Genomic DNA, 13,840 nt, shown 5'->3' with positions numbered 1-13,840 from the left:
GACTAGCATGGCTTTTTGATCAGTATGTAAATTGAGCTTTAGCCTTCTTTACTGGCTAAATATTCAGAGTAAGTACCTCTGAAATCAATTATTTTGCCGTCTTTGATTTCCCAAATACGGGTTGCAACTGAGGATACAAATTGACGGTCGTGAGATACAAACATTAACGTACCTTCATATGCTTCTAGCGCAAGGTTTAATGCTTCTATTGACTCCATGTCCATGTGGTTCGTTGGCTCATCCATTAATAGGATATTTGGTTTATGCATCATAATCTTACCAAATAGCATGCGGCCTTGCTCACCACCAGATATTACTTTTACAGACTTTTTAATATCATTTTGTGAGAACAACATACGGCCTAAGAAACTGCGAACAACTTGTTCATCATCGCCTTCTTGCTGCCATTGCTCCATCCACTGAAATAAGTTCATATCGGTGGCAAATTCATCAGCATGATCTTGCGCATAATAACCGATATTATGGTTTTCAGACCATTTAAACTCGCCTTGCTTCGGTGCCAAACGACCTGCTAAAGTATTTAATAGTGTTGTTTTACCAACCCCATTTTCACCAATGATAGCGATACGCTCGCCTACTTCAACTAAGCCTTCAAGGCCAGTGAACAGCATATCGTCAAAACCTTGGCCTAAGTTTGTTAATTCAAGGGCATTACGGAATAACTGTTTTTCTTGCTCAAAACGAATGAACGGTGTTTGACGTGACGATGCTTTAACTTCATCTAATTGAATCTTGTCAATTCGCTTGGCACGAGATGTTGCTTGTTTTGCTTTAGATGCATTAGCTGAAAAGCGTGAAACAAACTGTTGTAGCTCAGCAATTTGATTTTTCTTCTTGGCATTTTCACTTAATAAGCGTTCACGAGCTTGCGTTGCTGCAAACATATATTCGTCATAGTTACCTGGGTAAATACGCAATTCACCATAATCAATATCAGCCATATGCGTACATACAGAGTTTAAGAAATGACGGTCATGGGAAATGATGATCATTGTGCAATCACGTTGATTCAGTACATCTTCGAGCCACTTGATAGTATAAATATCCAAGTTATTAGTTGGCTCATCGAGTAGCATGATATCTGGATCTGAAAATAACACTTGCGCAAGAAGCACACGCAGTTTAAAACCAGGAGCAATCTCTGACATCGGACCGTAATGCTGATCAGTTGCAATACCTACGCCCATTAGTAGCTCGCCGGCTTTAGATTCTGCAGAATAGCCATCCATTTCAGCAAACTCAGTTTCAAGATCGGCAACCTTCATGCCATCCTCTTCACTCATTTCAGGCAAGCTATAGATACGATCACGCTCTTGTTTAATCGCCCACAGCTCTTTGTGGCCCATTATCACAGTGTCAATAACTGAATATTCTTCGTAAGCGAACTGGTCTTGGTTTAGTTTAGCAACACGTTCATTTGGATCAGTACTTACATTACCAGCTGACGGTTCCAATTCCCCACTTAAGATTTTCATAAATGTTGATTTACCACAGCCATTTGCGCCAATTAAACCATAACGGTTACCTTCGCCAAATTTAGCTGAAATATTCTCAAATAACGGTTTAGCACCAAATTGCATGGTGATGTTAGCTGTACTGATGATAGCGCTACCCTCCAACGGGGAAAATCAAAGAAATAAAATTGGCTGGAGTGTAAACCAAATAGGCTTATTTTTCCATGAATTATTAGCTTCGTGGGCTATAGCTGCTGTCCATCGAAATAAGCTAATTTAGGTCAATTTATTATGCTAGTATTGTGTAGCTGCACACAAAAAGAACATAAATTAACAATTCAAATTTCCTCTATCATTTTTTGATGATATTTTTTCACTTTAGCCATTAATTTAGCTTTGTTAGTCTGCGCGACCAAAGGACAATGATAAATAGCACACAAGGCAATATTAAATGAATAGAAAATTAATTGGGGTCATCATCGCAAGCGCTTTGATAGCACCGAGCGTAAACGCTGTTGAGGTTTATGATGACGGAAAAAACAATTTAACCATCGGTGGTTTTATTGACGCCAGAATAATCCACACACAAGGGCAAACTGAAATAGTTAATGGTGCATCACGGATTAGCTTTGATTTTAGTCGCAAACTAAAAGATCAGTGGTCAGCTTTAGCCTTATTAGAATGGGGTGTAAACCCTGTTGGTAGTAGCGATATTATCTATAACAACCGCTTTGAATCTATTCAAGATAAATTTTTATATAACCGACTTGGTTATGTAGGTATAGCACATGAAAAATACGGACAAGTGACAATTGGTAAACAATGGGGTGCTTGGTACGACGTAGTTTATAGTACTAACTATAGCCTAGTTTGGGATGGTAATGCAGCCGGTGTTTACACCTACAACAAAGACGATGGTGCAATTAATGGTACCGGGCGCGGTGACAAGTTATTGCAGTATCGTAATACGTTCGGTGATTTTAGTATTGCAACACAAGTGCAATTTAAAAATAATGATTTTTATACTTGCGATATCGAAGCCATTTCTGAAGCTGCTTGTCAGACTTTGTGGGAAAATGGCAGTGATCTTGCTCAACAAGTAGAATTTAATTCAACCTATGGGGCAGCCGTTACCTATTCAGTAAGCGACGACTTAAAACTTTCTGCTGGGTTTAACCGCGGAGAACTGACCGTAAATTACGCAGCAGGACGAATTCAGTCTGTTAATGATTTTATTTATGGCGCAGGCGTTACTTGGGGTAACTTCAACAATGATGGCCTTTATTTTGCCGCAAATATCAACAAAAATGAAAATCATGATACCGATAACTTAGGCCGTCTGATCAAAGACGCGATTGGGGTAGAGTCTTTATTATCTTATAAGTTTGATAATGACATTCGTACCTTCATTGCATATAACGTCTATGATGCTGGAACAGATTACGTGATCCAACCAAATTTTAACGCCGATCCTAATGACAACTTTAAACGTCAATTTACAGTACTTGGCTTTCACTATCTATTCGACGAAGATACGATTTTTTACATTGAAGCACGTAAAGACTTTAGTGATTTTTCAAGTGCCGATAAAGAGCAAGAATATCAAATGGGTCTATCAGAAGATGATGGCATTGCATTTGGTTTTCATTACACATTATAACTAGAACACTGACAGGCTGATTATTTAATCAGCCTGTTTTGCTAATATTTAGCACCCGCTGCGATCACATTTTTTTTGCTTTACCTTTAGTTGCAAACGCTTTTGTCAAAGCCAAATAACCTTCCTTAGGTCCTAAAATTATCCATAACATTAAAATTCCACCCGGTAATAAAATTGCTTTAAGTAATGGTCCTAGCATGTAAGAATAAAAAATAATAAATGGGATAAATAGTCCGTAACCAATAACTTGTTTGATAAAGTTCATATAAGTTCCTTGTTTAAATGAGCGCGCTCATAAATATAATTGAGCGCAGTCACTTTTTCAAGTAACTTCATCTTTACTATCACAAGTTAAATATAATTAATTGATATACAATGAATAAAAAAACGCAAACCTATAATAAAATTCTTACCTCGGCTTGGCTGTTATTCTTAGAGCAAGGTTATGCTCATACATCTACACGAGAAATTGCAAAAGCGGCTAATGTGGCCGTTGGTACTGTGTTTAGTCATTTCGAAAATAAAATCGACTTACTAAAAGCAGGAATGCAGCAACAAATAGATACGATCATTCATCAGACTAGTTTAACTGATCGCCAACATGCACCAAGGCTAAAGTTACGTCACTATGCCCTACCGTTGTTTGAATTTTATTGTAATAACATTGAATTTAGTAAAATATTGATAAGCGATATGATTTGGCAAGCTGCTTTTTTTGAACAGCAAATGAGTGAGTTTAAAAAACGGCTGTTCAATGAACAGCAAGAGTTTGACGATATAAAAGCAAGTGTGATGTTAGATTGTTATTTTATGACCATTATTTCAGGGTTAAATGAACCTGCGCCAGAACCTGAAAAAATGCTACGCCAACTAACCAGCAAAATATCTATTCTTTAGCGACAACTTATTTCACTCTGTGTTTCACTTTGGGCATTAAATCTAAGCTTTTAATTTAAAGTAATAGCGATTTTCTATGTTTAAGTGCAAACTCTGTAACTTATCTATTGATAAATTAAACGTCGTTAGTGTGTAAATAAAACTCACCTTCTAAACCCCTACTAATTCGCTGCAATTACCGACTGTTTACTGATATTTTTTGATTTAAGACGTTGTCGTTGTATCAATGAAGATCCCTCCATAGCCAAATAAACATAACTCTTGTGATACGTTTAATCGAATTACTAACTTTGATTTATCAAGCTCATGATTCTTCTCGATAGCTTTTAGTTGAAAATAACTTTTTATGCAGAGTTATCTTAATTAACAAATATAGTATGATGTGTTCTTTTGTGGTTTATTACTGTCTTATTATTTAGTTAAGCAATTAGTTTATTGATGAATTATAGAAATCGAGTGCCTGCTTAACACTATGCACCGGGTTTTCCCTGTGCTCTAAACCTTCATTAATTCTGCTATTCCAAATAATATCATTAGCATATATGTTAAGGCTATTATTAAGACCAGCAAAGGCACTTAACATTAAAGGATGCTCGGCGCCTCCTACTGTTATATAGAGCGACAGCGGTATGTTATCGTCTGTATTGAGGCATCGTTGCGATAAGAATCGATCAAACTCTTTTACAACGGTCATATCGTCGTACCAAGCAGCCGGACTAAATGCAAAATAACCGTTAAACAGCCAAGGCTTTGTACTCATAGTGTATAAAACAAAACTCCCTCCTGCTGAATAGCCCGACAAAACACGATTATTATCTAGCTTATAATGTGATTCTAAATACGGTAATAACTCACCTTCAATAAAAGCCAAAAATTGATCTGCTTGACCAAATAATTCTGGTGAATTTTCACTTGCTGGTCTTGCCTGGGTATTCACATCTTGGCGTGCATACGGCGGCACTAAATCACGATTTCTGGTAAAGGTCCAAAATTGATTAGGAATAGACACTAAAATTGTATCTTGCTGCGCTGGTAACTCAGTCATCACTGAATCCCACTGCGTAAGATTAAAGTTACCATCGGTTCTAATGATCAAGGAGTAGCGCTTATTTGGCTCAAAATTGTTAGGTAAACGAATAAACACTTTCCTACTTTCATCCAATACCTGAGAATAAATAGTGATGTCTTTAAAATTTGACGTGTAATGCGCGTTATATTTATAAATGACAATAGCGCATGCAATGAAGCCGGCTGTACTCAATAGAATTATGATTGCAGTGCGATTTAGTTTTTTTAATAGCAGCATAGCTTTCAGGTAAAGATTGTTTTAAAAACAATACCCTTTCTGTATTTTTAATTAAACTACCGTTATGTAACAAAGTGTGATTTACAGTTGATACAACCATTGTTCACTCGCTACATGAGTGAATTTAAAACGGCGAAGTAGTTGCTGGCTTTGGCTATTTTCTGTCGCCACTTTCGCCTGTAAATTAGTAATGCTCAACTCATTGCCTAACTGCGCAACAACGGCTGTTATATTTGTTAGCATAAATGCTAATGCTTCAGACATAAACCCATTCCCCCAATGATTTGGTGACAACTCAAAACCTAACCAAGCAGTATCTTCTTCAATATCATATAAACCAATGCAGCCAATCAAGGTCGACGTATTTAGTAAGTACATTCCAAAGCGCAGCGTATTTCCTTCATACATGCCAGTAATATCATCTTGGATCAGTTGTTTTACGTCATCACGTGCAAGTGGCACTGCATAGTCATTAAACTGAGCAACTAACGGCTCAGACAAAATAGCCCACAACGCACTACAGTCCCTATGCTTAATTGGCTTTAATGTGATTCGACTTAGTGCAAACTCATTGTTCATAAATAAAATTAAATTACGGCTTTAAAGCCCGCTATTATTCCCTTAAGATACCCGCCATACAAGTTAATAACTGAGCTAATTATGAATGACGAATTTAAAGTAATACAACCTACAACCACAGTGTATTGCCCAAAGCGCGGTGAAGGTTGGACCCTTACAGGTATTACTAGCATTAATGAATTTACATCTGTTATGTTTGATGGTGTGCGTTATACGTTACCTGCACGTGAAATCATTGAACAGTTATTACCTAACCAGCTTGCTCGTGAACAAAAATAGCCACAACTTAAAATTCCCCGTTAAAGATACAAAATAAAGCCTTTAGTATTATAAAACACCTCAATTTAGCCAGCATTTCGTGTATAAATGCCAACCGTTCGTTAAGATATGTTGCTTTTGTAATCAACCATTAGGATAATTGTACAATACTTTGAGGTTAATAACGGATGCGCTCGGCTTATAGGAATTAAGCAATACAATTTTGGGAACAAGGATAGGCAGCTATAAACCAAATTGTAATTACCTCAGACTAACTATAGCTGTAACAATGGATCCTCGTTAAAAGGCCTACTCTAAATGAAAACAACGCTAAAAATTACAACCCTGTCTGTTGCTATCCTTTCATCTTTGCAAGTTGCGCATGCAAACCAATGTAACGGTCAACTTTATGGTATTAATGCTGGACGCGGTGACACCGGTATTATATTTAAACTAGACGAATATACACAACAAACTCAAGCACATTCTAGAGCTAAATACAGCTCTTCAGCGCTTGCTCATATTCCGGAAACAAATCGCTTGTATTACATCTCAGCACCTCGCCCTATTGAATATCAAGTAGATGTTGAGCACTTAGGTTTTAATTCAACAGAGCTCAAATCTCTACCTATTAGTGGCAGTAAGTTTAAGTACATCAAATTGGCCTATGTTGATTTAGATACAAACGAACATGTTGAAGTTGGCAGAACAAGTAACATGTATCGTTTAGTGTATGACCAACAAAATAATCGCTTACTTGGATCATATAAAGATAAGCTATACGCGATCGATCCTGAAACTAGCGAAACAACTTTACTTGGAAATATTACAGGCCTTGAAAATGACCAAGGTATCTGGCGTGGTGACATGGTATTTAAAAATGGTGAATTAATCTTAGTCACCAGTACAAGTTTATATACTGTGAATGTGCAGGAACTTACGGCAACAAAATTATCTGATCACAACTTAACGACTGTCACAGGCGCTGCACTTAACCAGCAAGGTGATATTGTATTAAGCCGAACTATTTTAACTGATCTAGGCCATTCTAATAAATCTGAGTTGTACAAAGTAAATAAAAACACTGGCAATACCTGCCATGTTGCAGATTTTCCAGTACGTTTAAATGATTTAGCAACTAATTTTAACGAATCAGTTGCATGCTACGATGCACCAGTTTGCACCGTGTCAGATATTCCAAGCTTTACTATTGTACCTATTGTTGATTCAGTAGACGAAGGTAGCGCATTATCTTATAAACTAGAGCTAAGCAATAGTTATGAACAAGATAGTGATATTTATGTATCGACTTCAGCAGGAACAGCAACAAGTAGCGACTACAGTTTCTCTGATCAAGTCATTACTATTGCGGCAGGTGAAACAACTGCTTCATTTACAATCCCAACAATTGATAACGATGACTATAGTGAAACTAAAACCTTTACCGTCAATGCCGTTGCTCAGCTTAATGTAACTGGTTCAAGTTCTCTACCAGCGTCTATCTTAAATGATGATGCTCAGTGTATTGCCGAGAATTACACACGGATCAGTTACTCTTTTATCTCTGAAAATTCTGGTTATAATAATGATTGGGGTATTAAGGTTAATAACCAATATATTAAATTGTTAGATGAGCATGGAGCATCAGGTTATTACGACGTTAAAGCCAGTGATTCAATCGTTTACGTACTTTCCGTGAACGGTAATGCAAACAATCTTAAAACAGCCTATAAAGCCAGTGGTACTAAGCAATATTGGGAAGATCAAAACGACAGAGACTACAATGACTTCGTCGTAAATGTCACAACACAACCAATTCAAAAAGGCTGTAATTAATCTGAACTTAGGATAATAAATCCCTTACCCAAGGTTCAGGTAATTCATAACTTTCCTGTTTATCATTATCAAATTTACCCCACAAAAAAAGCCAGCATCGCTGGCTTTTTTTGTGGGGTAAATTGAAAATTAACGTAACGCGTTAATTCGACCATAAAGTGGTGGGGGTGAAGAGAATAACTCAGCCATACCTTATACCAATCGACTTAAATATTTAACCATTCTAGCGGGCTAAATAAAGTGCTGACTGCGTTAGTGATTTTTTATGTACGACAGCATGGATGCAGGAGGTAGAGCAATGCAGGAGCAATTGCCGAGAACAACTACATGTCAAAATTCCTGCCTTGTTATCACTGTATTTATCTGTCGCTATAAATGGTCAGTAACTTAACACGACTAGTATTAACCACTAGCAATACCCACCATAACAATAAAATAGACACCCACTTTTAATAATCTCAGACTAAACATGATTTTTATCTGGTAATTTTACTGTGTCCCCTAACATGCTCTCAATTTATCATGCAAATAAACAACTCATGATAAAAAACCTAAATAACAAACACACTAAAAAGTGCATTATTGCAATGCGCAGCTTTTTGTTTGGTTGACGTTTTAAGCAAGTAGCTTTTCTATATTATGAGCAAGACAATAAAGTTGCCGCATAATGCAATGAAAGCATTACTTTCGTTTTTCCGTGTAAGGTCAATTTATTCATGCATTTTAAACTGTAATATTGCACAGTTTACTTACAAGCAAACAGGCTCAATACAGCCTAACCTTTTACCATTTCTTAAATAAAAAGCTGTCATAGCCCTATTGAGCTGTCTTTTTGAGCTTCATTCTGTCGATGTAACTTACTTGCAGTCTTCCAACGCTTATCGACTAACCGTGGGTTTAGAACACAAGATCCCCCGTTTAGTAATAATGTGTTACAGGCGACAGTGGTGCTTTTTATAAAAATAGTACGCACTAATTAGATACGCAGTTTAATCAAGTTGAAGGTTAGTGATCGACTCGCCATATCCATATAGTGTGGTATCACCAGTACCAAAAGTAGGCGCTTGGAAGCGAAAGCTCTTGTCAAAGCTCAAAAACAAAAGGCATTAACATTGCGCTAGGCAATGACTATTTAGCGTCACAAGGTTTAGTGTCATTGAGAGATATTTGGATCAATATTCATGATGGGAGATGATCCGCCCATTGCACTTGCTATTAATAAAAAGCGCATGATGAGCAGTCTGGGGCTTGATGTTAGAGACCCCCGGCTATCCGATTTGCTCTCACTCTTTAATCAACACCCATCGCGCGGTTTTAACCCACTTTTTTAAACAGGCAATTTCTTCCATACAGCGTAGTTCATTTAAAATCGACAAATACTGCTCTTCATTTGACGTATACATAAAAAATGCATCACCTTCGCTATCAAATTGAACAGATGCAAAATGTGTATTTGCTCTCACAACTTGCTCTATAGATGGGCCATTGCCGCTAAAACCGTAGGCATTAAACAACTCTGCGAATGATCGCTTATCATCCTTTAAATCAATTTCCACAGGGATCGTAATTGAAAAATAGGTCTCATCAGAATATATGATTGGAGGATAATATTCTGTAATTTCAGGGTTAGCCAGTGGACGAATCCAATAGAACACGAACAATACGAGTAAAATGCAAACTATAATTATTTTCAAAATTTTCATCCTTGAGAACTAACGCTGAGTTTTACGACAATTTTGATGCCGCGAAGCGGTGTAACAAGTAAAAATGACACCCCCATTTTAAAATCACCTAAAAATAGCATCAAATAAGTTCAGATCAAATCAATTTACCGCCTAAAACTCATTCAAAATTACATTTACAATTATCTTGGGAAGCTTTTATTCTACAAATCCAAAATTACTGACATGCAAACCCTTGCCTTGGGGCAATATTTGACGTTTTAGCTGGGTATAAGTACTGGCCAGTAGTTTTTCGCTGTTGTTAACGTTGCTACATTTTGCTGGTTATTCATTACGGCGTTAGCACATATATAAATACAAAATGTCTTTGCGACTAAAGCAAGTAACTTGCCTTTGCCCCCCTCTGCGATGTTCATAAGACTTTCCTGTAAAGCAGTCTTCACCACATAAAAATGCTCGGCGAACACAACGTGAAATACAGTGATAATACTTTGTAGCGGCACCATGATTATTTTTCACACTAATTAAAACTTAGTATTTAGCTTTGTAAAATGCAAAAATTAAGGTGAGTGTCTTACTTATTTATTATTTATAAATTAAACATTGGGTTATCGTTAAAATGAGAGCCCAACTAAATAAATTATTTTAAAATCTAGAAAAAGCCATATTACTTATCTATATGTTCAAATAAATTGATAGGCTTTATTAACAAACAGGATACGGCTGTTACTTTTGTTTATTGCTTAATTGTGTTTTGATGAATTACCTAAAATTTAGATCCCTTTGGTTCTTAAGTAGCTTCATTTATAACAAAGCGAATAAAGTTTAAAAATAAGAAGAGAAAATAATGACAAAACTTAATAACAATAGCGTAGTTATATTAAGCGCAGTTCGTACCGCTATCGGCAGCTTTGGTGGCAGCCTTAAACATTTCACGCCCGCCGAGCTAGGCACTCTATGTGCGAAAGAAGCACTAGCCAGAGCCAAGCTATCACCCAACCAAGTTGGCTCCACTGTAGTCGGTAAAGTAATTCATAACGGCCCTAAAGACGCATACCTTTCAAGAGTCATTGGGCTAGATGCGGGGTTACCTATTAGTAGTCACGCAGTAACTCTCAACCGATTATGTGGCTCTGGCCTTGAAGCCATTATACAAGCAGTACAACAAATACAATTAGGTGATGTAGACGCAGCCCTTGCTGGCGGAGCTGAAAGCATGAGTAACTCAGCTTATACCCTCGAAAGTAATCGCTGGGGGCAAAAAATGAGCAATAGCATCATGCAAGATGAACTCACCTCCACATTACAAGACCCATGGGATAATAATCCAATGGGAATAACCGCTGAAAACATTGCAGATAAATACACTATTAGCCGCGACCAGCAAGACGCTTACGCAGCTCAAAGTCATCACAAAGCAGCAAAAGCGATTGCTGCAGGCCATTTTAAACAGCAAATACTCCCTATTGAAATCAAATCAAAAAGTGGCAGCCATATTTTTGATACTGACGAACACGTGCGAGCCGATACCACAACCGAGAAGCTCGCTACCTTAAAGCCCTACTTTAAAAAAGATGGAACCGTTACCGCAGCAAGCTCATCAGGTATAAACGATGGCGCAGCCATGTTGGTACTCATGTCTGAGCAAAAAGCGAATGAGCAAGGCTTAAAACCTCTTGGTCGATTAATAGGTTATGCCAGAGCGGGCGTTGATCCCTCGTTAATGGGCACCGGCCCAATTCCTGCGGTAAAACACGTATTTGAAAAAACAGGCTTAACCATTGATGATATGGATGTAATTGAGTCTAACGAAGCCTTTGCAGTACAAGCTCTGTGCGTTGCCAACGAGTTAAATTTCCCAGCGCATAAGGTAAACCCGAATGGCGGTGCAATTGCCTTAGGCCACCCTGTTGGCGCAACGGGCGCAATTTTATCAACTAAATGCTTGTACGAACTCAAACGAATTAATGGCAAATATGGGCTAGTCACAATGTGTATTGGCGGTGGGCAAGGCATTGCAGCCATTTTTGAAGCGCTTTGATTCTAAGTTTGTAACAACTATTTGATACCACATTAGGTTTAAACATAAGAGCTTTATTCACAAGGAGAACTAAGAGACGCTTTGCTGTTAGAGGAAACAAACAATGTGAAAGGCTATTTTTCTTCTCGTTTGCTCCTCTTTCATTTTTCTTTGTGCAAATAGCTCTTTAAAGGCTTTTTTCACAAAGGGAGCAAAGCGCTGCTACACCTTATTGCTTAATAAAAAAAAGCTTACCTCAAACCTCACCAAGTCATTCGTCTACAAAACGTGTTTTAAAGTTAACTTTCTTACGCCTAATAAAACACCACCAAATGAGATTGAAAATAATATCGGTAAAAACAGTAATGTATTAGTGTTGCCTATATCTGTAGCTGGGCTACCAATAACCGCCAGCGTATTAATTAACAGCAATATCAAACTTGATTGCAGGTAGCCCTTGTATCCAAAGGTAGCCATGCCTAAAATAATCAAAAATGGACATACAACTAGCGTAAACCAAAACCAAATACGTTTAATGCCTTTTATAATTAATACAAAAAATCCTTTTCCTTAATTTAACTTAGAGATTAATTAGCTTGTAAGTCACCGGCATTTTAAAAGCAGCTTATAAGTTTGCCGTGTGAATTTGATGTCTGAAGTCAAGATTTGACCCCATTTGGTTTGGAAGCGAAGGTCCTTGTAGAAGCTCAAAAACAAAAGGAATTAACATTGCGATAGGCAATGACTATCTAGCGTCACAAGGTTTAGCGTCATTGAGAGATATTTGGATCAATATTCATTACGGGAGATGAACCGCCCATTGCGGACCCGCATGATGGGTGGTGTGGGGGCTGGAGGTTAGAGACCTCCGGCTACCCGATTATATCGGCTCTGCGACCAAACTGATAACAGCCCAGCACAAGAACAACATTGATATTTTTACAGCTTCACCAGTGCTATTTTGACAAGCACCATTAAAAGCTTCTTTCTGTAGACTCGACCAATTATATTTAAGGCTATTTAGTTCACTAAGCGCAACTGAGTAGCCATCATTGTGAGAGTAATTATTCCTAATATTATTTGCAGCTTTGATTGCTGAAAATAGATTGTGATCGAGTAAGTCCATTGCATTAGCAAGATCAAGCTTTAATTCAAAGGTTCTTCTCTTTTTAAAAAACACCTTTGGATTTGGTAAATTTTTAGAAATCGCAGATTCTAGTGCTTTCTCTATAAACAAGTGCCCTTTTAATATTGAAGTAAGTTCATCACCATCTTCAAATATCAAACGTTGAACTGCTAGGTTATCTAAATCATTAAATGACTGTTCATTGAAATTCAAACTAAACCCTCGATGCCGATATAACGCTAAGCTAAGTAGTGAGCAACGCAATACGAAGCCACCGCATAACATCTTAAACACATAAATCAACGCATACTAAAAATGCCACGCGTTGCGAATCTGCCTTAAGCGCTTTGTGTACGCCCGACATGGGCATTGACTTATGAGGTGAAAGTCCTCTGTAGGAAGAACACCGTTTAAATAACATACTGTTATTAAACGATAGACACTCGCGAATGGCAAGGGCTAAATCGCGAGAGACAGTCTAAAGGAAGCCGCTAGCATTCTTTATAAATATAAGTGCGAGCTGATGAAAAAAACATCATATGAGGCGTAGGCTGAAGACGAGCTAGCACAAGATAGCGAAGTCATGTGATCTAACGGCCACCTTTTTGGGGAACACAATAACCCTAGAAATTCATAGGCTCACCCAGTATTTACGCGGCTGGGGACACTACTACCTGATAGCCAACGCTTATCAGCTAACGGTGGATTTAGATCATTGGATCCGACGTAGGATAAGAATGTGCTACTGGCAGCAATGGCGCTCTTTAGAAAGGTATAGCTCGCACCAAAGTACGCAGTTTAATGAAACTGGGTGTCAGCGAACGGCTCGCCATAGCCTGTGGTATCACCAGTACCAAAAGTAGGCGCTTGGAAGCGAAGGCCCTTGTAGAAGCTCAAAAACAAAAGGAATTAACATTGCATTAGGCAATGATTACTTAGCTTCACAAGGTTTAGCGTCATTAAGAGATATTTGGATCAATATTCACTACGGGAGATGAACC

13 protein-coding genes and 1 pseudogene are annotated in these 13,840 nt (G+C 37.8%); 6 read left to right on the top strand and 8 right to left on the bottom strand.

Features of this window, described 5'->3' with window-relative positions; translation table 11 throughout:
- Positions 1-38: 38 nt before the first annotated feature.
- Positions 39-1,625 carry an ABC-F family ATPase gene (locus H5201_RS09395; protein ID WP_145233417.1) on the bottom strand — a complete coding sequence of 529 codons (1,587 nt, stop codon included), beginning with the start codon at positions 1,623-1,625 and terminating at the stop codon, positions 39-41.
- A 301-nt stretch (positions 1,626-1,926) separates the two neighbouring features.
- Here H5201_RS09395 and H5201_RS09390 point away from each other — a divergent pair, with 301 nt between their 5' ends.
- Positions 1,927-3,135, top strand: coding sequence for a porin (locus H5201_RS09390; protein WP_149981168.1), 1,209 nt, complete (start codon positions 1,927-1,929; stop codon positions 3,133-3,135).
- 64 nt (positions 3,136-3,199) lie between these two features.
- Here H5201_RS09390 and H5201_RS09385 read toward each other — a convergent pair whose 3' ends face one another.
- Positions 3,200-3,400 (bottom strand): hypothetical protein, encoded by a 201-nt coding sequence (locus H5201_RS09385; RefSeq protein WP_182740530.1) that lies wholly within the window; start codon positions 3,398-3,400, stop codon positions 3,200-3,202.
- 110 nt (positions 3,401-3,510) lie between these two features.
- On the opposite strand from H5201_RS09385, the gene H5201_RS09380 reads away from it, so the two are divergent.
- Positions 3,511-4,032, top strand: coding sequence for a TetR/AcrR family transcriptional regulator (locus H5201_RS09380; RefSeq protein WP_182740531.1), 522 nt, complete (start codon positions 3,511-3,513; stop codon positions 4,030-4,032).
- 427 nt (positions 4,033-4,459) lie between these two features.
- Here the strand turns inward: H5201_RS09380 and H5201_RS09375 are convergent, their stop codons facing one another.
- Positions 4,460-5,338, bottom strand: coding sequence for an alpha/beta hydrolase (locus H5201_RS09375; RefSeq protein WP_182718858.1), 879 nt, complete (start codon positions 5,336-5,338; stop codon positions 4,460-4,462).
- Between the two features lie 81 nt (positions 5,339-5,419).
- Positions 5,420-5,917, bottom strand: a complete 498-nt coding sequence (locus H5201_RS09370) for a GNAT family N-acetyltransferase (protein ID WP_182718859.1) — start codon at positions 5,915-5,917, stop codon at positions 5,420-5,422.
- Between the two features lie 81 nt (positions 5,918-5,998).
- Here H5201_RS09370 and H5201_RS09365 point away from each other — a divergent pair, with 81 nt between their 5' ends.
- Both H5201_RS09365 and H5201_RS09360 read left to right on the top strand, forming a co-directional pair.
- On the top strand, positions 5,999-6,196 hold the full coding sequence (locus H5201_RS09365) for a hypothetical protein (RefSeq protein ID WP_145233335.1): 198 nt from the start codon (positions 5,999-6,001) through the stop codon (positions 6,194-6,196).
- 297 nt (positions 6,197-6,493) lie between these two features.
- A complete protein-coding gene (locus tag H5201_RS09360; protein ID WP_145233333.1) occupies positions 6,494-8,011 on the top strand; it encodes a Calx-beta domain-containing protein in 1,518 nt (505 codons plus the stop codon).
- 1,283 nt (positions 8,012-9,294) lie between these two features.
- Here H5201_RS09360 and H5201_RS09355 read toward each other — a convergent pair.
- Positions 9,295-9,666 (bottom strand): hypothetical protein, encoded by a 372-nt coding sequence (locus H5201_RS09355; RefSeq protein ID WP_182784368.1) that lies wholly within the window; start codon positions 9,664-9,666, stop codon positions 9,295-9,297.
- A 338-nt stretch (positions 9,667-10,004) separates the two neighbouring features.
- Positions 10,005-10,218: pseudogene (locus H5201_RS09350) on the bottom strand (hypothetical protein); the annotation flags it as partial.
- Positions 10,219-10,540: 322 nt separating this feature from the next.
- Between H5201_RS09350 and bktB the strand changes: the two are divergent.
- The gene (gene bktB, locus H5201_RS09345) at positions 10,541-11,734 is read left to right on the top strand and encodes a beta-ketothiolase BktB (protein WP_182784366.1); all 1,194 of its coding nucleotides are present in this window, start codon (positions 10,541-10,543) and stop codon (positions 11,732-11,734) included.
- Between the two features lie 258 nt (positions 11,735-11,992).
- Here the strand turns inward: bktB and H5201_RS23165 are convergent, their stop codons facing one another.
- Together H5201_RS23165 and H5201_RS09340 are read right to left on the bottom strand one after the other, a co-directional pair.
- Positions 11,993-12,259 (bottom strand): DUF6419 family natural product biosynthesis protein, encoded by a 267-nt coding sequence (locus H5201_RS23165; RefSeq protein WP_310736878.1) that lies wholly within the window; start codon positions 12,257-12,259, stop codon positions 11,993-11,995.
- Between the two features lie 334 nt (positions 12,260-12,593).
- Positions 12,594-13,052 (bottom strand): hypothetical protein, encoded by a 459-nt coding sequence (locus tag H5201_RS09340; RefSeq protein ID WP_182784364.1) that lies wholly within the window; start codon positions 13,050-13,052, stop codon positions 12,594-12,596.
- 392 nt (positions 13,053-13,444) lie between these two features.
- On the opposite strand from H5201_RS09340, the gene H5201_RS09335 reads away from it, so the two are divergent.
- A complete protein-coding gene (locus tag H5201_RS09335; RefSeq protein ID WP_259399677.1) occupies positions 13,445-13,702 on the top strand; it encodes a group II intron maturase-specific domain-containing protein in 258 nt (85 codons plus the stop codon).
- Positions 13,703-13,840: the final 138 nt, after the last annotated feature.

It is taken from the genome of Pseudoalteromonas sp. SG43-6 (assembly GCF_014164365.1).
GTDB classification, from domain to species: Bacteria; Pseudomonadota; Gammaproteobacteria; order Enterobacterales; family Alteromonadaceae; genus Pseudoalteromonas; species Pseudoalteromonas rhizosphaerae.
The sequence above is the reverse complement of the archived record's forward strand: the minus strand, read 5'-3'. Positions and strand labels throughout refer to the sequence as shown.

What these genes read in the sequence shown, in the direction of transcription:
- H5201_RS09390 (WP_149981168.1), top strand. Translation starts at nt 1,927, where the DNA reads ATGAATAGAAAATTAATTGGGGTCATCATCGCAAGCGCTTTGATAGCA.
- H5201_RS09385 (WP_182740530.1), bottom strand. Translation starts at nt 3,400, where the DNA reads ATGAACTTTATCAAACAAGTTATTGGTTACGGACTATTTATCCCATTT.
- H5201_RS09380 (WP_182740531.1), top strand. Translation starts at nt 3,511, where the DNA reads ATGAATAAAAAAACGCAAACCTATAATAAAATTCTTACCTCGGCTTGG.
- H5201_RS09375 (WP_182718858.1), bottom strand. Translation starts at nt 5,338, where the DNA reads ATGCTGCTATTAAAAAAACTAAATCGCACTGCAATCATAATTCTATTG.
- H5201_RS09370 (WP_182718859.1), bottom strand. Translation starts at nt 5,917, where the DNA reads ATGAACAATGAGTTTGCACTAAGTCGAATCACATTAAAGCCAATTAAG.
- H5201_RS09365 (WP_145233335.1), top strand. Translation starts at nt 5,999, where the DNA reads ATGAATGACGAATTTAAAGTAATACAACCTACAACCACAGTGTATTGC.
- H5201_RS09360 (WP_145233333.1), top strand. Translation starts at nt 6,494, where the DNA reads ATGAAAACAACGCTAAAAATTACAACCCTGTCTGTTGCTATCCTTTCA.
- bktB (WP_182784366.1), top strand. Translation starts at nt 10,541, where the DNA reads ATGACAAAACTTAATAACAATAGCGTAGTTATATTAAGCGCAGTTCGT.